15 protein-coding genes are annotated in these 17,418 nt (G+C 65.8%); 6 read left to right on the plus strand and 9 right to left on the minus strand.

What is annotated here, in order from left to right; translation table 11 throughout:
- The 3 genes from VL52_RS25030 to asnB all read left to right on the plus strand — a co-directional run.
- On the plus strand, nt 1-793 hold a 793-nt coding region (locus VL52_RS25030; RefSeq protein ID WP_046157700.1), incomplete at its 5' end, for a hypothetical protein.
- 118 nt (nt 794-911) lie between these two features.
- On the plus strand, nt 912-2,126 hold the full coding sequence (locus tag VL52_RS14570; RefSeq protein WP_046157701.1) for a phospholipase D-like domain-containing protein: 1,215 nt from the start codon (nt 912-914) through the stop codon (nt 2,124-2,126).
- Nucleotides 2,127-2,292: 166 nt separating this feature from the next.
- The gene (asnB, locus tag VL52_RS14575) at nt 2,293-4,143 is read left to right on the plus strand and encodes an asparagine synthase (glutamine-hydrolyzing) (protein ID WP_046157702.1); all 1,851 of its coding nucleotides are present in this window, start codon (nt 2,293-2,295) and stop codon (nt 4,141-4,143) included.
- A gap of 6 nt (nt 4,144-4,149) precedes the next feature.
- Here the strand turns inward: asnB and VL52_RS14580 are convergent, their stop codons facing one another.
- Nucleotides 4,150-4,593 carry an Lrp/AsnC family transcriptional regulator gene (locus tag VL52_RS14580; protein WP_046157703.1) on the minus strand — a complete coding sequence of 148 codons (444 nt, stop codon included), beginning with the start codon at nt 4,591-4,593 and terminating at the stop codon, nt 4,150-4,152.
- 125 nt (nt 4,594-4,718) lie between these two features.
- Between VL52_RS14580 and VL52_RS14585 the strand changes: the two genes are divergently transcribed.
- Nucleotides 4,719-5,327 carry a LysE family translocator gene (locus VL52_RS14585; RefSeq protein WP_052729311.1) on the plus strand — a complete coding sequence of 203 codons (609 nt, stop codon included), beginning with the start codon at nt 4,719-4,721 and terminating at the stop codon, nt 5,325-5,327.
- A gap of 60 nt (nt 5,328-5,387) precedes the next feature.
- Here the strand turns inward: VL52_RS14585 and VL52_RS14590 are convergent, their stop codons facing one another.
- The 7 genes from VL52_RS14590 to VL52_RS14620 form a co-directional block, all read right to left on the minus strand.
- Nucleotides 5,388-7,469: a methyl-accepting chemotaxis protein gene (locus tag VL52_RS14590; protein ID WP_046157704.1), complete on the minus strand. Its 2,082-nt coding sequence runs from the start codon at nt 7,467-7,469 to the stop codon at nt 5,388-5,390.
- Nucleotides 7,470-7,798: 329 nt separating this feature from the next.
- Complete coding sequence (locus tag VL52_RS14595) at nt 7,799-8,077, minus strand: hypothetical protein (RefSeq protein ID WP_046157705.1); 279 nt, start codon at nt 8,075-8,077, stop codon at nt 7,799-7,801.
- Between the two features lie 205 nt (nt 8,078-8,282).
- Entirely contained in the window at nt 8,283-10,043 is a 1,761-nt protein-coding gene (locus VL52_RS14600; RefSeq protein WP_046157706.1) for a hybrid sensor histidine kinase/response regulator, read from the minus strand.
- Nucleotides 10,040-10,591 carry a putative pterin-binding protein gene (locus VL52_RS14605; protein ID WP_160298948.1) on the minus strand — a complete coding sequence of 184 codons (552 nt, stop codon included), beginning with the start codon at nt 10,589-10,591 and terminating at the stop codon, nt 10,040-10,042. Before VL52_RS14605 ends, VL52_RS14600 begins: the two co-directional genes overlap by 4 nt.
- Before the next feature lie 177 nt (nt 10,592-10,768).
- Nucleotides 10,769-11,626: a polyphosphate kinase 2 gene (gene ppk2 / locus VL52_RS14610; protein ID WP_313900555.1), complete on the minus strand. Its 858-nt coding sequence runs from the start codon at nt 11,624-11,626 to the stop codon at nt 10,769-10,771.
- Nucleotides 11,627-12,316: 690 nt separating this feature from the next.
- Entirely contained in the window at nt 12,317-13,069 is a 753-nt protein-coding gene (locus VL52_RS14615; RefSeq protein ID WP_144408865.1) for a hypothetical protein, read from the minus strand.
- 368 nt (nt 13,070-13,437) lie between these two features.
- Complete coding sequence (locus VL52_RS14620; RefSeq protein ID WP_046157709.1) at nt 13,438-14,364, minus strand: 2-hydroxyacid dehydrogenase; 927 nt, start codon at nt 14,362-14,364, stop codon at nt 13,438-13,440.
- 177 nt (nt 14,365-14,541) lie between these two features.
- On the opposite strand from VL52_RS14620, the gene VL52_RS14625 reads away from it, so the two are divergent.
- A complete protein-coding gene (locus tag VL52_RS14625) occupies nt 14,542-15,768 on the plus strand; it encodes a cation-translocating P-type ATPase (RefSeq protein WP_046157710.1) in 1,227 nt (408 codons plus the stop codon).
- A gap of 46 nt (nt 15,769-15,814) precedes the next feature.
- On the plus strand, nt 15,815-16,612 hold the full coding sequence (locus VL52_RS14630) for an EamA family transporter (protein WP_144410268.1): 798 nt from the start codon (nt 15,815-15,817) through the stop codon (nt 16,610-16,612).
- On the opposite strand, the gene VL52_RS14635 is transcribed toward VL52_RS14630, so the two are convergent.
- Nucleotides 16,609-17,379, minus strand: coding sequence for an HAD-IIB family hydrolase (locus VL52_RS14635; RefSeq protein WP_046157711.1), 771 nt, complete (start codon nt 17,377-17,379; stop codon nt 16,609-16,611). The two genes, VL52_RS14630 and VL52_RS14635, sit on opposite strands and share 4 nt — an antisense overlap.
- Nucleotides 17,380-17,418: the final 39 nt, after the last annotated feature.

Raw genomic sequence — 17,418 nt, forward strand, 5'->3', positions numbered from 1 at the left:
CTTCAAGGGCAATCTCAGCCGGCAGCTGTCGCAGCGCCAGTTGGACAGCGGCAGCCTCAAGTTCCAGCGCGGCGAGCTGGAGGCTAATTGGCAACGTCGCCAGGCCGACAGCGCGGGGAGTCTGGACAGCCAGTTGCGGCTATCGCTGGGCGCGCCCGCTCGGCAAAGCTTCAGCGTGCGCGGCCTGGACCTGGACAGCCTGACCGGCGGCCAGCCGGAGACCCTGGTGTTCGCGCTGGATGGGCAGAACGCGCCGGCCGCGGTGCGGGTGGGCGACGGCATCAGCCGCGACGCCGCGCTGCGCAGGCTGAACCAGGCGCTCGGTCCGCTGGGCGCGCGCTGCGAGCTGGACGATCATGGCCGGCTGGGCTTCAGCTGCAGCGAGCAGGATTGGGCGCGCCTGCGCGACAGCCTGACCGTGCGCGGCGGCGGCATGCGCTTTCCCGGCGGCATGCCGCAACCGTTGCCGGCCCAGGCCGAGCCGGCTGCGCTGGACGCGGGGCAGTGGCAGCTGGACGACCATGCCCAGGTGCGGCAGACCCTGCAAGGCGTGGTGCGCTCCATCGCCCAGCTGCAGCAAACCCGCGCGGCCATCGGCAGCGCGATTGCCGAAGCCAGGCAATCGATAGGGCAGCTGGCCCGCACCGATGAGCAAAGCTGGGCCAGTGGCTTCGTCAGCGATTTCAACGCCCGGCTCAATCAGACCGCCGACTTCAACCATTTGCAGCAACTGGTGCCGGCGCTGCTGGGCATCAGCCGCTATCGCGTGATTTCGCTGCTTTCGCTTCGTTGACGGACCACAGCGGGTCCGTCTTGACGGCTGTCCCTGCGGGGCAGCCTTTTTTCGTGCCGGCTACACACCCGCTTAACATGTCCATGGCATGATGCGCCCTTTTCTAAAGGATGCTGCAATGTCCAAACGCTGGTGGCCGCTGGCCCTGATCATGGCGTCCTCGCTGGCCCGCGCCGATTTCTCCATTTCCGGTTTCGAGCTGGTGCACACCGCGCCGCAGCATGCCGGCCTGGACACGCCGGATTTGCGCGACCCGGCCACGGCGTGGGGACAGTTGTTCGATTCGGCCAAGCGGGAGATCGCGCTGGAGCAGTTCTATGTGGCGGGACAGCCCGGCAGCCTGATGGACGGCGTCATCGAGCGGCTGGACGCCGCCGGGCGGCGCGGCGTGAAGATCCGCTTCCTGATGGAAAAGAAAGGCATGTTCGCCAGCGACCCGGCGACGATAGAGCGGCTCAAGCGCATTCCCAATCTGGAGTACCGCCAGCTCGACTACAACCAGCTGACCGGCAACGGCATCATCCACGCCAAATTCATCGTGGCGGACGGACAGTCCGCTTATGTCGGCAGCCAGAATTTCGACTGGCGCTCGCTGCAGCACATCCATGAGACCGGCCTCAAGGTTGACGACGCGGCGATGGCCGGCCGCATGCAGGCCATTTTCGAACAGGACTGGGCGGCGCAGGCGACGCTGGCTGCCGGCGGCAAGGTCAAGCCCTTGCGCGAGGTGGAGCAGGCGGCGGACCTGTCCCAGCCGGCGGTGCTGCTGGCCAGCCCCAACGCCTACAATCCGGACGGCGTCGGCGATTCCGAACAGGCGTTGCCGCGCTTGATGGCCGAGGCGAAGGACGAGGTGCGCATCCAGTTGCTGGATTACGCGCCGCTCAGCTTCGGCAAGCCGCGCAGCTACTACCCGGTATTCGACAATGCCATCCGCGGCGCGCTGGCGCGCGGCGTCAGGGTCAAGCTGATGGTGTCGGACTGGAATCTGGAAAAGCCGGGCGTGGACTATCTGAAAAGCCTGGCTGTGCTGCCAGGCATGGAGGTTCGCGTGGTGACCATTCCGCGGGATGGCGCGTGCATCCCCTTCGCCCGCGTCATTCACAGCAAGACCATGGAAATAGACGGCAGGATAGCCTGGGTCGGCACCAGCAACTGGAGCGGCGGCTATATGGACAAGTCGCGCAATCTGGAAGTGGCGCTGCGCAGCGAGTCCATGGCCAGGCGCATCGCCGAACTGCACGAACAGACCTGGTCCTCTCCCTACGCCGCGCCGCTGGACGTCTCACGTTCATACCAGGCGCCGGACAAAGCCTGCCGCCAGGCGGGCTGACGCCCAGGCCCGGGTCATGCCGGGCCTGAGCGAAATACGTCAACATCCCATTCTTATTACCAGTTCCACGCGCGCGGCGGCCTTTCTCTGACTGATTATGCATAAAGCATAATGCGGACCGGGCAGATCGTTCTGTCCGGCCGCCTGACAAGAGGAGAGCCAAACCATGTGTGGAATTGCCGGATGGGTGAGTTTCGAGCGCGATCTGCGGGAGCAGCGCGCGGTCGCGGAGACGATGACGCGGACAATGGCCCGGCGCGGGCCGGACGACGAGGGGCTATGGCTGGACCGCCATGCGGCGCTGGGTCACCGCCGCCTGTCCATCATCGATCTGGAGGGCGGCCGCCAGCCGATGACCGCCGATGAGGACGGCAAGACGCTGGCGTGCCTGGTCTACACCGGCGAGGTGTACAACTTCCAGGAGCTGCGCCGCGAGCTGCAGAGCCTGGGCCACGCTTTCCGCACCCGCAGCGATACTGAAGTGGTGCTGCGCGCCTATCTGCAATGGGGCGAGGCGATGCTGGAGCGGCTGAACGGCATGTACGCGTTCGCGCTGTGGGACGCGCGCGAGCAGCGGCTGCTGCTGGTTCGCGACCGGATGGGCGTCAAGCCGCTTTACTACTATCCGATGCCGGACGGCGTGCTGTTCGGTTCCGAGCCCAAGGCCATCCTGGCCCACCCGGACGCGAAGCGGCGGGTGACGGCCGAGGGCCTGCGCGAAATGCTGGATCTGGTGAAGACGCCGGAGGCCGCGGTGTTCGCCGGCATGCATGAGGTGCGGCCCGGCCAGATCGTGGCGATAGACCGGAACGGCCTGAGCAAGCGCCGCTACTGGCAGCTGGAGGCGCGCGAGCACGCCGACGACTTGTCGACCACCATCCACACCGTGCGCGCGTTGCTGGAAGACATCGTGGGGCGTCAGATCATCGCCGACGTGCCCTTGTGCACCTTGCTGTCCGGCGGGCTGGATTCGTCGGTGGTCACCGCGCTGGCCGCGAAAAGCATGCAGCGCCAGGGCAAGGGCACGGTGCGCTCGTTCTCGGTGGATTTCGTCAAGCACGGCGTCGAGTTCGAGGCCGACTACCTGCGCGGCTCGCCGGACGCGCCTTTCGTGCGCGATCTGGCTGCCCACGCCGGCACCGAGCACCAGGAAATCCTGCTGGAAAGCCGCGAGCTGGCCGATCCGCGCCTGCGCGCCGCGGTGCTGGGCGCGCAGGACCTGCCGCCGGCCTACTGGGGCGACATGCTGCCGTCGCTGTACAAGCTGTTCGAGGCGATCCGGGCGCAATCGACGGTGGCCCTGTCGGGCGAGTCGGCCGACGAGGTGTTCGGCGGCTATCGCTGGTTCCACGACGCCGCCGCGGTGGACGGCGACACTTTCCCGTGGCTGGCCGGACCCAGCGGCTCCTTCTTCGACGGGCAGTCGCTGATCGCGCCGGGATTGCTGCGCGAACTGGACATGCCGGGTTTTCGCCGCGACAGCTACGCGCAGGCGCTGGCCGAGGCGCCGCGGCTGGCGTCCGACAGTCCGCGCGAGCGGCGGATGCGCGAGATCAGCCACATGCACCTGACCCGCTTCGTCCAGGCGTTGCTGGACCGCAAGGACCGGATGAGCATGGCGGTAGGGCTGGAGGTGAGGGTGCCGTTCTGCGACCACCGGCTGGTCGAATACGTGTTCAACGCGCCGTGGAGCATGAAGAACTTCGACGGCCGCGAAAAGAGCCTGCTGCGCGCGGCCGGCAAGGATGTGCTGCCGGACTCCATCGTCCAGCGCGTCAAGAGCCCGTATCCGGCCACCCAGGACCCGGCCTACGAGCAGGCGCTGCGCCAGGGCCTGACCCGGGTGTTGGACGACGCCTCGTCGCCGGCGCTGCCGCTGCTGGACAAGGCCGCCGCGTGGAAGCTGCTGGACCGGCCGTTCGGCAAGACCAGCGCCTCGCCTGAGCGCGCCGGGCTGGAGATGGCGCTGGGCCTGAACGAGTGGCTGCTGCACCACCAGGTGGCGCTGGACTTGTAAACCGGCTCAGCGGGGCGGCCGCACCGGCCGCCCCTGGATGGGCGTGGACAGGATGATGGCGGTGCGGGTCTCGCCCAGGTCGTTCAGGCTCGCCACCAGTTGTTCCAGATGCGAGACGTCGCGCGCCAGCAGACGGAACATATAGGAGTCGACGCCGGTGACGTGATGGCATTCCATCACCTCCGGCATCGCCTCCAGCCGCGCGAGCAGCGTTTTCTTGTCCGGCTGCGGCACGGTGATGCCCACCAGCGCCGACAGCGCGTAGCCGGCGCGCAGCGGCGCCACCCAGGCGTGATAGCCGTGGATCACGCCGGCTTCCTCCAGCCGCCGCACCCGTTCCGACACCGCAGGCACCGACAGTCCGACGGTCTGCGCCAGTTCGGTCAGCGATTGCCGCGCATTGGCCTGCAGGGCGGCCAATATCGCCCAAGCTTTGGCGTCTACTTCCATTCGTAAACTCCCTTTGTCTCTTTGCCTTGGTTTTCAAGGCCAGCATAGCGTCCAGGCGAAGAAAATGCATGGGCATCGGTTTGGCATGGCGGCAGACTATGGCTATGGCCGAGGGAGGAGAAAACATGTTCTGGCAGGCGAGCTTGATAGGTTTGGCGATAGCGGCGCCGGTGGGGCCGATAGGTTTGTTGTGCATCAGCCGCACCCTGCGCGGCGGGCCGCGGCTGGGTTTGGCCACCGGGCTGGGCGCGGCCAGCGCCGACGCGTTGTTCGCCATCGCGGGCGTGGCGGGCAGCAGCATGACACTGCATCTCGCCGGCCAGCTGGCACGGCCGTTGGGCTGGGCCGGCTGCGCGCTGCTGGCCTGGATGGGGATGGCCACGCTGCGGCGTCCGGCGCTTGAGCCGGCTGATAGAGAGGAGAGCGGCGTCGGCTTGCGGCGCGCCTATGCCGGCACGCTGTTGCTGACCTTGAGCAATCCGATGACCATTCTGTCTTTCGCCGCGGTGGCGGCCGGCTTGTCCGGCGGCATGCCGGCCAGCGGCGCGCAACAGCTGGCCATCGTCGCCGGGGTATTCTGCGGCTCCGCGTCGTGGTGGCTGGCGCTGGCCTATGGCGGAGGGGCGCTGTTGTCCCGGCTGGGCGCGCGCGGCCGGCGATGGCTGGATGCAGGCTGCGGCTTGCTGCTATTGGGTTTCGCCGTGCTGCTGGCCTGGCGCGCGGCGGGGATTTGAGCGGACGGGCGGCAATGAAAAAGCCCGGCGTGGCCGGGCTTGGAGCGGGGGGAAGGGCGCTTACAGCTTGAAGCGGCCGACCAGTTGCTCCAGCTCGCCGGACAGTTCGCGTAGCCGGCTCACGGCATCGCTGACCTCGCGCACGGTCTGGTTGTTGCTCTGCGCCATGCTGCTGATGCGCTCGACGTTCTGCGCGATTTCCACGCTGGCGCTCGATTGCTCGCGGGTGGCGGAGGCGATGTCGACGATGCTGGTCACCAGTTGGCCGTTGAAGCTCTGCACCTCGCGCATCGACTGATTGGCTTCCTCGGCGATGCCGACGCTGAGATCCACCTGCTGGCTGCTGTGGCGCACGTCGCTGACCGCCTGCTGGGTTTCGCTGCTGATCGCCTGGACGATGCGGGTGATCTGGATGGTGGCTTCGGCGGTGCGGCCGGCCAGATTGCGCACTTCGTCCGCCACCACCGCGAAGCCGCGGCCCAGTTCGCCGGCGCGGGCGGCCTCGATCGCCGCGTTCAAGGCCAGCAGATTGGTCTGGTCGGCGATGTCCTTGATCACGCCGACGATGGTGGTCACTTCGCTGGAGCGCTCGCCCAGGCCGTTCATCCGCTCGGCCAACGCATGCATGCTGTCGGTCATGCGCTGGATTTCGCTGGTGACGCGGTTGACCTTGGCCACGCTCTGCTCGGTCAGGGAGCCGGTTTCGCGGGCGATGTCTCCGGCCTGCTGCGCGGTATTGGCGATGTGCTGGGCGCCGACGGTCACCTGCTCGACGCTGGCGGCGCTGGCCGTGGCGGCGTCGGACTGTTGCGCCGAGGCGTCGTGCACCTGGCTGGCCGACTGGCTCAGCGTCAGCGCGGACTCGGACACCTGGCGGCTCTGGTCCCGCACTTTGACGAACATGTCGCGCAGGCTGTCCAGCAGCCGGTTGAAGGCGTCGGCGGTGCGGCCGATCTCGTCGCGGTTGGCGATGTCTATGCGGATGGTCAGGTCGCCGCCGCCGCCGGCCAATTGTTCCATGGTCTCGGCCAGCCGGTTCAGCGGACGGGTCTGGGAGCGGATCGCGGCGGCCAGCAGCAGCAGGATCAAGGCCAGCGCCACCACGCCGATGGCGATGGCGCTGAGCATGGCCTTGCGGGCGTCGGCGGTGAGCGCGGCGGTGGGCATGCTGATGCCCAGCGACCAGAACTGGCCGGTCTCGCCTATCCGTATCGGGTGGAAGAAGTGGGTGAAGCCGCCGTCCTCATAGACGAAGTCCTCGCCTTTCTTGACGTCGGCCAGGTGGGGGAACAGCGCATCCTCCTTGGGCACCGGCTTGCCCAGCAGTTCAGCCTTGGGGCTGACCACATAAAGCCCGCCTTCGGACACGATGCGGATGAAGCCGTTCCCGCCGGGCTGGATCTGGCCGAAGCGCTTCTGCAGCTGGTCCAGCGCCACGTCGGTGGCGGACACGCCCAGCATTTTGCCGGCGGCATCCTTGATCACCACCGCCAGCGAGCTTTCCAGCACCATTTTGCCCTGCACCTCGTAAGGATAGGGTTCGGTGATGGTGTCGCGGCCGCGCTGCTTGGGCACGAAGTAGAAATCGCCCCAGCCGGTCTTCTCGTAGTCCGGCTTGTAGGTTTCCGGATGTTCCTTGTACTTGGGGAATTCCTTGATGCGGTCGGCCGACATCATCACGTCCATCTGAGCCTTGCCCTGGGCGTTGCGGGTGATGTAGGGCTGGTAGCGGCCGGTAGGGTCGTGGCGCGGCCAGTCGAAGCGGTAGGCGTTGTCGTCGCCGTCGAAGGCGTTGGGTTCCCATAGCATCCACAGGCCGATGGATTGCGGCGCATGGTCCAGCATTTCCTGGATGACGTTGTCGGTCTGCTTGCGGTCCGGCTTGCCGCCGCGCTTGACGCCGGCCACGGAGTCCGCCAGGTGGCGCGGCAGCAGGAAGCCTTGCGACAGCGTGTTCTCTGCGTCTTTGGCGTAGCTGTCGGCTTGCTCGGAGGAGAGCTGGTAGCCGGTGTCCAGCGCCGAGGTGTAGTTGAGCTGAGCGATCAGCGCGATCATGACCGCGAAAGCCAGGGAAATGGCGGCGGCGGCCACCAGAGTGATGCGGGTGCTCAGATGGCCCCATTTTGCGTGCGTGCGGCTCATGGCGATTTCCTGCGTGGATGGCGAGTGCTGCGCTAGCCAACTAAGTAAAATTTCTTAGTTGAATTGAATATAACGGTTGCGTAGCGGTACAGGCAATCCGCTTGTGCATTTCGCGCGGGGAGCGGGGCTGGGGAGGTGGTCGGATGCCATGGACCGGTGACATCAGGAGAAGGTGTCGGCGATGCGAACGACGGCGATCAAGCGCAGAAGCCGGTTGCCGTGGTTTGTCCGGGGCGGATGGTTTCGTTCAGGGGGGAGGGAGGCAGCCGCTCTCCGCCGCCCGCGGTTGGCGGAACGTCCTGCATCGCGCGCGGCGGCGCAGAAGGCGCTCAAATTTCCTGGGCGATTTCCAGCAGTTGCTGGCGCTCCTGCTTGCTGAGCCCGTTCTCGCTGATCAGTTGCACGCTTACGCCCAATTGTTCCGTCAGTCTTTCCTCCATCTGGAACATGTCGAAATAGGAGGTGTCCGGCGATGGCGCGATCAGCAAGACCAGGTCCGCATTGCCGGCGCAGACGTCTGGAACGTAGCGCAGGTGGTGAAGGTGGAAGGGCTTGAGCGCGTGATTGATCTGGCTCTTGTGTTCCCGGATGAACTGTAGATCGTGCATGTGCTTCTCCCCGAATGGCTGGCCGGGCCCGGATGGCGGCGTTTGGGGAAACGGGCAAGCATTAGTATGTTCCTTGGCGGGTAGTGTTTGGGTATTTTATTGAAAATAAAAGGATATTTTTTATTTTGGGCAGGGTTTTGTGGCGAGTGGCGCTGGGCGAACCATATCCTGTGTGGCCTTATGGTCACAATGCCGTTGCCGGGAGCTACGCCGGCGCACCGGCATTGTTGCGCGGCAGATGCATGGACAGCAGCTGTTCCAGTTGGGAGAAACTGAACGGTTTTTCCAGCTTGCCTGCCAGCAGCGCGCTGCGGGCGTCGTTGAACTCTTGCTGGAACGCCGTCATGCCGATGATGGGCGTATGCTGATTCGGGCCGAAGCGGCGGGCAGCCTCGGCAACTTCATAGCCGCTGGCCGCGCCGACTTGCAGGTCTATCAGCAGAACGTCGAAGCGGTGGCGCATGACCTGGGCCGCCGCGTCGTTGACCGTGGCGAAGCTGGCCACGCTGTAGCCGTTTTCCTGCAGCAGCGCGCCGTAGGATTCGCGTATCGGATCGTCGTCGTCCAGCAGCAGGACGCGGTTTTGGCCGCTGCCGGCGGCATCGCTGTTTTCCGGTATGGCAGCTTCTTGAACCGGCAGGTTCAGCGTGAAGGTGGTGCCGCGGCCTTCCTGGCTGTCTACCTCGATCTGGCCGCCGAACAGCGTGACCAGCTCGTGCACGATCGCCAACCCGAGGCCGCTGCTGCCGGGGCGGCGCGTTTTGCCGCGGGTGAAGGGGCGAAACAGCTGGACTTTGATGTCCTCGGGAATGCCCACCCCGGTATCCGCGACTTTGAGCGTCAGATTTCGGGGGTGATATTCCATTTCCAGGCGGATTTGCCCCTGGTCGGTGTAGCGGATGGCGTTGGACAGCAGGTTCCACATGATTTGGCGCAGCCGGTTGCCGTCCAGCCACAGCATGGGCATCGGCGGCACGGCCACGGTCAACGCCAGGCCTTTGGCCTCGGCATTGCCCTGATGCACGGCGATGATGCAGGCCACCAGTTCTTCTATGTCCGTGGCGGCGGGGTCGAGCGCGAGCTGATGGTTTTTCAGCGCGGAGATGTCCATGATGTCCCGCACTTGCGCCAGCAGGTAGGCATTGCTCTGCTTGAGGCGGGACAGGTAAGCGTAACCGGGATTGTCGGCAGGGATGCTGTATTCCAGCAGCTCGGTGCAGGTCTGGATGCTTTGCAGCGGCGAGCGGATTTCGTGGCTGATGGTGGCGAGGAAGGTGTCTCGGGCCAACTCGGTCCGAACCAGCGCGGCCCTGGCCGCCTGCTCCCGTTCCAGAACCTGTTGCTGCTGCATGGAGTGGCGTTTGATTTCCGCCAGCCGGTGCAGCACGAACCAGAAGATGCCGAGAAAGGCCAGCCAGCACATCAGGCCCAGCAGGTACATGGTCTGGTGCCGCTCCACCATGCGCATTTGCTGCACGATCAGGCTGTTTTCCGCGTAGCGGGCCTTGACGCCATAGTCGGCCAGCAGCGGGCGCATTTGTTCCATGTCGCTCGACAGCTCAAGCGCGTCCTGCTTCGTCCATTGGCGCGGCGGATGCCGGAAGATCTTGGTCAGCAGGTCTTTGATCTGGTCGAAGCCTTCTATTTTTTCCAGGTCCGCGTTGACCAGCGACGAGCGGGTGAACAGCTGGTATTTGCTTTCGGCGATGGCGTAGCTCTTGTCGGTCTCCTCGCGGGTGATCTGGCCGGAGTGGTACCGCCAGGCATCCATTTCCAGGCGATTGAAGGTCAGTTGCATCTGCGCCACCATCCAGTACAGATCGGAAGCCTTGTTGGTGATGGGGCGCTTGATGACCGCAGCGTACAAGGTGAAGGAAATGATCACGGTCGCGAGCAGCGACAGGGCGAGGAAGGCGCGTTCCAGCCCTCCTATGCTGCTGAGCACGAGACGGAAATAACGAGTCATTTGACCTCGATGCGGGTGACTTGCCAGGCGAGTTTGGCGATGAAGATTCCGCTCGTTTCGGAGGTCGACATGTCTTGAATGGGGTACATCACCCAGAATGGGCCGAAGTCGTTCAGCTGCAGGGGTTTGTTATTCCAGGTTCTGGCCAGAATGACGTCGTATTTGCTGAAGTCGCTGGCGGGAATGGTGACGTTGTAGTTGTCTTCGCCATAAAACTTGATCTGGCGGCCTTGCGCGCCGACCTTGGCCAGCAGCTCCCGCACCAGCGGCCCGCGGAAAGTGCCCTTGGGCGTCCAGTCGGTCGCCGTGCTGATTTCGCGCATCGGCAGCGCGTTGAATTCGGCTTCGCTGAAGACGTAATTGCGGGCGGGCTGATTGGTGAATTTGCCGATATTGCCGCTGATCGTGAGCGTGACGCCGGCGGCCCGAGCCATTGGGGCGAGAGAGAGCAGGCTGGCGGCGAGAAACAAGATCGGGGGAAAGAGCCGGCTGATTGCTGATTTGGCGCGCGCGCGCTGGCTGGTGGTCGTGTTGGAATTCATGTTCATCTGCTGCCTTGACGTCTGACTTGGGCGAAGTATGCGCGATGCTGCCGCGAGCAAGGCGGAGCGCATATTATGCATTTGATCTAAACGACCACAAGAGGAAAATGGCCTAGCTAGTTAGAAAGGACAGGTGGGGGCGGCGACAGGCCGGCGCGTCGGCCTGTCGCCGCGATGGACCGCTCAGAAACTCAGCGCGTCATGCTCCTCCCGGCCCAGCATGGCGGATGGTTCCCCGACGATCAGAGGATCGGACGCATGGGCCACGCGCGGGTCTTTGCCGGGGTAGTCCAGCCGCGACAGGAAGTGGCGGATGCAATTGAGGCGGGCGCGTTTCTTGTCATCCGACTTCACCACCGTCCAGGGCGCGTCGCCAGTGTGGGTATGGAAGAACATCGCCTGTTTGGCCGAGGTGTAGTCATCCCACTTGTCCAGCGATTGTATGTCGATCGGCGACAGCTTCCAGTGCTTCAGCGGATCGTCGCGCCGCGAGATGAAGCGGCGCAGCTGTTCTTCGCGGCTGACCGAGAACCAGAATTTGAACAGGCGTATGCCGCTGTTGACCAGCATCCGCTCCAGTTGCGGCGTCTGGCGCATGAATTCCAGGTAGTCGTGGGGCGAGCAGAAGCCCATCACCCGTTCGACGCCGGCGCGGTTGTACCAGGACCGGTCGAAGAACACGATCTCTCCGGCGCTGGGCAAGTGGGCGATGTAGCGCTGGAAATACCATTGGCCGCGCTCCAGGTCCGACGGCTTTTCCAGCGCCACCACCCGCGCGCCGCGCGGGTTCAGGTGTTCCATGTAGCGCTTGATGGTGCCGCCCTTGCCGGCGGCGTCGCGTCCTTCGAACAGGATCACGATCTTCTGCCCGGTTTCCTTGACCCAGTTTTGCACTTTCAAGAGCTCGATCTGCAACTCCTGCTTCAGCCGCTCGTATTCGGCGCGGCGCATCCGGGTGTGGTAGGGGTAGTCGGCGGGCAATTCGGCGCTGATGCTGTCTTCGTCGCTGCCGTGGGGCGCCTGCGCCACCTGCAGAGCCATCGGCTGCCGGCTGGTCTGTTCGATGATCTGGACCGATTCGTCGTGCACGCGCTGGAGATTGCGCTCGCGCGCCGATTGGCGGCGTGGTTTGGCCGTGGCGTCGGGTTCGGCGGGGGCGGTGATGGGGTCGGTGTCTTGCGTCACGGCTGTTTTCCCATGGTTTTTACATGGTTTTATCGTACGCCGGCCGGATTGACGTGTCGATGGCGTGAAGAGTGGGTTTTCCTTTCATCCATGGATATGCGGTTCGGACGGCCGGGGCATGGACGCCGGCTGGTTTGAATCTTCTCGGGAGAGCATCAGGCGCGGCAGGCCCGCCAATGCGGCGAATGCCGGAGATGCGGAGGAGAAGGATTATCGGGAGGGAGAGCGCTGGGGCGGCAGCCTGCCGGCTGCTGACGCCGTTTCTGGACGAGCAGAAGGGAAGGCTGGGCGCCAAACTGACCCGGCGCCGGCACCGGCGTCGCCTGCCAGCTGGCCAATCCTTACGATGAGGATCTGGTTTATCTCGGCGTCGGCCTGAACCATCCCAATGAAGTGTGTTTCTACCCGGACAGCGGCAAGGCGCTGGCGCACGGTGGGTTATCTGCGGGAGGGCGAGCCGGACATGCTTATAATCTTGGACTTTATCAAGCGCGTGGGACCGCCCCGGCCGGCGCTGCCTTGCGTCCGGTCCGGGGGCGGATGGATTCAGCGGGCGCGTTTCTGCTTGCGCATTTTCACCCAGCGCACCAGCGCGTGGCCGACGGCCAGCGGCGACAGCGGCACCAGCGCCAGCAGGCCATCGCCCTGGCGGTAGCCGGGGTTGACGCTGAGGAAGAAGCGGTCGGACGGCTTGGTGGAGTTCTGCCAGAGCTGATGGTCGTCCTTGCCTTCGCGGGTCAGGATGCCCAGATTGGCGATAAAGGGACGGTCCGGCGACACCGGCGTGATGTTGAAGCTGGCGAACAGTTCGCAGGCCTTGGCCGCCAGCGGGTGGCGGTTGTCCTGGCCGGGCGCGGGCCAGAAACGGTGGGAAAAACGGTGGAGCACCGCGTAGCTGGACGGGTGCAGCATCACGCCGAAGAAATACAGAGGGCGCAGCGGGTGTTGCAGCCAGTGGTACATCACTTGCCGCATCAGGAAGGTGATGTTGCTGTTCTTGCCGCGGAACTCCTTGTACAACCCGGACTGGGCGCGCAGCACGCTGCAGGTGCGCCCGCCTATCTGGCGGCGGAAGCGGTGCATGGTGCAGTAGCCCACCAGGCGGCCGGTTTCATCCCGGTGCAGGAGCAGGCTGCTGTGCTCGGAGGGCGGAGCCATCACCAGATTGGCGAAGGTGGGAAGGTCGGTGCCGGCGAAGATGGCGTCGTGGACCTGGAACAGTTCGCGCGCCAATGCTTCCCTTTCATGGTCGGGCAGCCTGGCGGGTTCCACACGGATGGATTGAGCGATGCGGGCCATTTCATACCCCTTTGTGCGTTGCAGCAGAGAAATGGCGGCATGGTAGAAATCAGCGGAAAGAGGCGCTACTGTACTTTATTACTATGAATTTGACATTTTATTTTAATAATAAAAATGTCTATTGGTTTCAGTTTCTTATAAAGCGACAGTATGAATTAAGGCAAGGTCAATTGCCTGTTTGTACAGGCGGCCGGCCAGACGGCTTGCTCCGCGCGCAGCATCCGGCTACGTCTTAAAAGCCGCTGACAAAACCTCGTGGAGAACCTGAGGCGAGGCGCGCCGACGCAGACAGCGCAAGCCGTACGAAAAGTCGACGCAATGCAGCATCAGGGGTTTTGTCGGCGGCTCTAAATGAGCGTCGACAGGCGCTAGTAGCCCTGGCTTCTCACCACCAGGCCATCGGCCTCCATGCCGGCGGCCAGCTTGCGCAGGTTAGCCGCGATCTGTTCCACCGCCTGCTGGCGCAGCGTGATCGCCGCGATGTGCGGCGTGATGGCGACCGAGGGGTGCTGCCACAGGGGATGCCCGTGCGGCAGGGGCTCCTGGGCGAACACGTCCAGCTGCGCGCAGCGGATGTGGCCGTTGTTGAGCAGGGCCAGCAGGGCGTCCTGGTCCAGCAGGTCGCCCCGGCCGGCGTTGATCAGCATGGAGCCCGGCGGCATCAGCGACAGCCGCTCTCCGTTGAGCAGGCCCTGGGTCTGGGGCGTGGACGGCAGCACGCAGGCCAGCACATCGCTGTTTTCCAGCAGCTTTTCCAGGCCGGCGTCGCCATGCAGGCTGCGCACATGGTGGATGTGCTTGGGGCTGCGGCTCCAGCCGCTGACTTGATAACCGTCCTTGCTCAGCGCCTTGGCCGCCGCCGAGCCTATCTCCCCCAGGCCCAGGATGCCGACGCGGATGTCGCCGGGCAGGCGCGGCGCCAGCATCCGCCATTGTCCCGCCGCCTGCTGCCGGCGGTAGATGTCCATATTGCGCTGGTAGCCCAGCACGCCGTAGCGGATGTATTCGGTCATCTGGGCCGCCATGCCGCTGTCCAGCAGGCGATAGAGCGGCAGATCGGCCGGCAGATCGGGCCGGGACAGCAGCTTGTCCACGCCGGCGCCCAGCGCGAACACCGCCCGCAGCTTGGGCAGGCGGGCGATCAGCCCATCGGGCAGGCCCCAGGCGATCAGGTGGCGGACTTGGCCGAGATCGGCTTGGTCCAGGCTGGCGAAGCTTTCCTCCGGCATGGCCGCCCGGAACAGGTCGAGGTAGGCGGCGACTTCCTTGGGATTGGGCGTGTGTACGAGGATCATGGCGATTGCGGCTTGTTGTGATTATGCCTGCAGTATACATCGGCGTTCGGCCGGCAAGGCCAGCGGCGGGCACTCGCCTGCCGGTGTTGTCGGGGCGTAAGGACAAACCGCAATCCGTTGCCGGCCCCGTGCCGCCTCCCTATACCGGAAGCATCATCCGGCTATCGGGGAAACGCGATGGAGACTGACGATATCGGCGGCTTGGCGGCGGCTAGTCTGGGGAAGATGGCCGATGCGGCCGGCATCCTGCCCGGGGGCTGGCTATTGGCCAGCGATGTGGAGGGGCCGCTGTTCTTGGGGGATTTCATCGCCGAGGCGTTGTCCGCCTGCCTGGCGCCGCCGGCGGGCGGGATCGATGCCGAGCCGTCGTATGGCCAGATCCTGTACGCCGAGGGCTATGCGGCTTTCAGCGCCGATACCGAGGTCTCGCGGCGGCCGGGAGGCGCCAGGCGCCGCGAGACGCGGCCCGAGGGCGGCTACACGCTGGCGCAGGAGGGCACCGACACTATCTTCGCCTTGCCCCTGCTGCTGGCGGCCGGCGCCGATTACGCTTACCTGGAGCGATTGGCGCTGGGGTCGCGGGAGACGCCGGGCGCGGCCGAGATGGCGCTGCGGCTGGACGAGATGGGCTGGCAGCGGGCGGGCATCACCACGGCGCCGCAGCAGCCTTACCGGGCGGTGGCCGAGCGGTGCGGCTGGCTGTCGCCTGGCCGGCTGCTGGGCTCGCCGTTTCCTTTGCGGGAGGCTGAGGCGCTGCTGCGCCGGCTTGGCCGCTGGGATGTCGAAATCGCTTGGGTGAGGGCTTATCTGCGCGAGGCCTACGAGCTGATAGACCGCGAGTCCGAGGTGTGGATGGACGGCTCGACGCGGAGGCGGCATTTTTCGGATGCCGGCAGGAAACGGCTGCGGCAGCGGTTTCGCCGCCTGTACCGCGAAGAGCTGGGCATTTCCTACACGCATGGCGAGAGGGCGGCCCGCCCCGCCTTCACCGCGCTGGGCCGGATCGTCGAGGCCTGCGCCATGGTGGGCGACCGCGCGAAGGCCGCGCTGGCGCTGACCCTGGCGCGCCGCGCCGGCGGTCCGGACCGCCTGGTGACGATGGGCGACGGCGCCAACGATGCGGCGATGCTGCGCCGCGCGCGCTGGTCGATAGGCGTCAACGGGCCGGACGCGGCGCGGGCGGCCCGCATTGGCCTGATCACCGACGACATGCGCCATGCGCTGGTGTTGCTCAGGCTGATCGGGGAGCAGGCAGGCGGCGTCGATGCCGTCGTCGGCCTGGCCAGGGAGGAGCTGGGCGGCGCTGCGGTGGTGCATCTGGGCGGAGAGGGACTGACGCCGCAGCTGGCGGAGCAGCATCGGCAAATGAAGCGGAGGCTGCGCGGTGAGTTCGTCACCTATTGAGGCGACAGGATGGCCCGACAGGGCGCGCGTGCTGTCCGGCGCCGGATTGGCAGTCTTGTCCATGTGCTGCGTGCAGTTCGGCGCGGCATTGTCGCAATCCGCGACGCAGACGCTGGGCGCGTTGCACGCGACAGCCTGGCGCCTGGTGTTCGCCGCCGCGCTGCTGTCGCTGTGGCGGCGTCCGGCCCTGCCGCGGCTGCCTGGCGGCGCATGGCGGGTGCTGCTCGGACTGGGCCTGGCGATGGCCGGCATGCTGGGAAGCTTTTTCGCGGCCATTCTCACGCTGCCCCAAGGGCTGGCGGTGGCGATCAATCTGCTGGGGCCGCTGCTGCTGGCATGGCGAACCGACAAGGGGCCCAGGCGCGGCTGGTGGCCGTCGCTGGCGCTGGCCGGCATCCTGGCGCTGGCGCGGCATGGCGAGCGCTGGACGGCGGATCCGGTCGGCTTGGCCTGGGCGCTGCTGGGCGCGGCGTGCTGGGCGGCTTACATCGCGCTGCTCAGGCGGGCCGGCGATCTTTGCCGCGGCAACGACGGCGTGGCCCTGGCTTTGCCGGTGGCCGCCTTGCTCGCCTTGCCGGTTTGCCTGGCCGGCGGCTTGCCTGATGCCGGCGCATTGCCGCGACTGGCGGGATTGTCTCTGCTGATGCCCGTGCTGCCGTATCTGTTGGAGCTGGCCGCGCTGCGCCGGATGAGCGCGGCCTCGTTCGGCGTGCTGATGAGCCTGGAGCCGGCCGTCGCAGTCTTGGCCGGAGCCGCGCTGCTGGGCCAGACGCCCGGACCGCTGCAACTGGCCGGGCTGGCCATGGTGACGGCCGCGAGCCTGGGCGCGCTGGCCGAATCCTAAGCGGCGGCGAAGCGCTCGCCCAGGCGGCGCATGGTCGCGATCAACTGTTCCTCGGTGTCATCGCCCCGCGCGATCCGTTCCGTCGCCAGCGTCCCGAGTTGCGTATGCTCGCCCACCTGCACCGCGTGGCGGGCGACGGCGAACATCGGGATATCGTTGCTGTCGTTGCCGAAACACACCATTTCATCCGCCGCGATGCCGTGGCGGGCCAGCGCGGCCGCCTTGTCCACGCCGGCGGCGGTGATGTCGACGATCTGCTGGTCCGAGTGGTGATGAATGCGGATATCGGACCGCCGCGCCAGCGCCTGTTGCAATCCGTCGCTGTCCTCGCAGTCGGTGACCAGCAGTTTCGCGGCCCGGCGGATTGCGCCGCGTTCCACGTGGCGGGCCAGCCGTCCCGGATCGACCAGGCTCATGAAGGGGTGGGCGGGGTCGCCGCTGTAGTGATAATGCCAGTCCAGATCCGCCAGCCAGGATGCGGCATGGCGTTCGGTCAGTTCAAACAGCTGTTCCAGCGTGTCGTCCGGAATCGGCGAGAGATCCACCAGCGTGCGCCGGCGCCAGGTCATCGCGCCGTTGGAGCCGACGAAGAGGCCGCCGTGGAAGCGCTCGTCCAGCAAGGGCAGCATGTCGCGGTAAGGGCGGGCGGAGGCGAAGGCTATCCGGTGTCCCTGGTGTTCGAGTTCGGCCAGCGCGTCCTGAATGGCCGGGCTGATGCTGAAACCGTTGAAGCAGAGGGTGCCGTCTATGTCGAAGATGAAGTGCATGGTTGCAAGCGGTTTTGTGAATAGTGCGCGCTGGCGCGC

It is taken from the genome of Chromobacterium vaccinii (assembly GCF_000971335.1).
GTDB classification, from domain to species: domain Bacteria; phylum Pseudomonadota; class Gammaproteobacteria; order Burkholderiales; family Chromobacteriaceae; genus Chromobacterium; species Chromobacterium vaccinii.

Excerpts from the sequence above, each read along its gene's own strand:
- VL52_RS14570 (WP_046157701.1), top strand. The coding sequence starts at position 912 with ATGTCCAAACGCTGGTGGCCGCTGGCCCTGATCATGGCGTCCTCGCTG.
- asnB (WP_046157702.1), top strand. The coding sequence starts at position 2,293 with ATGTGTGGAATTGCCGGATGGGTGAGTTTCGAGCGCGATCTGCGGGAG.
- VL52_RS14580 (WP_046157703.1), bottom strand. The coding sequence starts at position 4,593 with ATGGAAGTAGACGCCAAAGCTTGGGCGATATTGGCCGCCCTGCAGGCC.
- VL52_RS14585 (WP_052729311.1), top strand. The coding sequence starts at position 4,719 with ATGTTCTGGCAGGCGAGCTTGATAGGTTTGGCGATAGCGGCGCCGGTG.
- VL52_RS14590 (WP_046157704.1), bottom strand. The coding sequence starts at position 7,469 with ATGAGCCGCACGCACGCAAAATGGGGCCATCTGAGCACCCGCATCACT.
- VL52_RS14595 (WP_046157705.1), bottom strand. The coding sequence starts at position 8,077 with ATGCACGATCTACAGTTCATCCGGGAACACAAGAGCCAGATCAATCAC.
- VL52_RS14600 (WP_046157706.1), bottom strand. The coding sequence starts at position 10,043 with ATGACTCGTTATTTCCGTCTCGTGCTCAGCAGCATAGGAGGGCTGGAA.
- VL52_RS14605 (WP_160298948.1), bottom strand. The coding sequence starts at position 10,591 with ATGAACATGAATTCCAACACGACCACCAGCCAGCGCGCGCGCGCCAAA.
- ppk2 (WP_313900555.1), bottom strand. The coding sequence starts at position 11,626 with ATGGCTCTGCAGGTGGCGCAGGCGCCCCACGGCAGCGACGAAGACAGC.
- VL52_RS14615 (WP_144408865.1), bottom strand. The coding sequence starts at position 13,069 with ATGGCCCGCATCGCTCAATCCATCCGTGTGGAACCCGCCAGGCTGCCC.
- VL52_RS14620 (WP_046157709.1), bottom strand. The coding sequence starts at position 14,364 with ATGATCCTCGTACACACGCCCAATCCCAAGGAAGTCGCCGCCTACCTC.
- VL52_RS14625 (WP_046157710.1), top strand. The coding sequence starts at position 14,542 with ATGGAGACTGACGATATCGGCGGCTTGGCGGCGGCTAGTCTGGGGAAG.
- VL52_RS14635 (WP_046157711.1), bottom strand. The coding sequence starts at position 17,379 with ATGCACTTCATCTTCGACATAGACGGCACCCTCTGCTTCAACGGTTTC.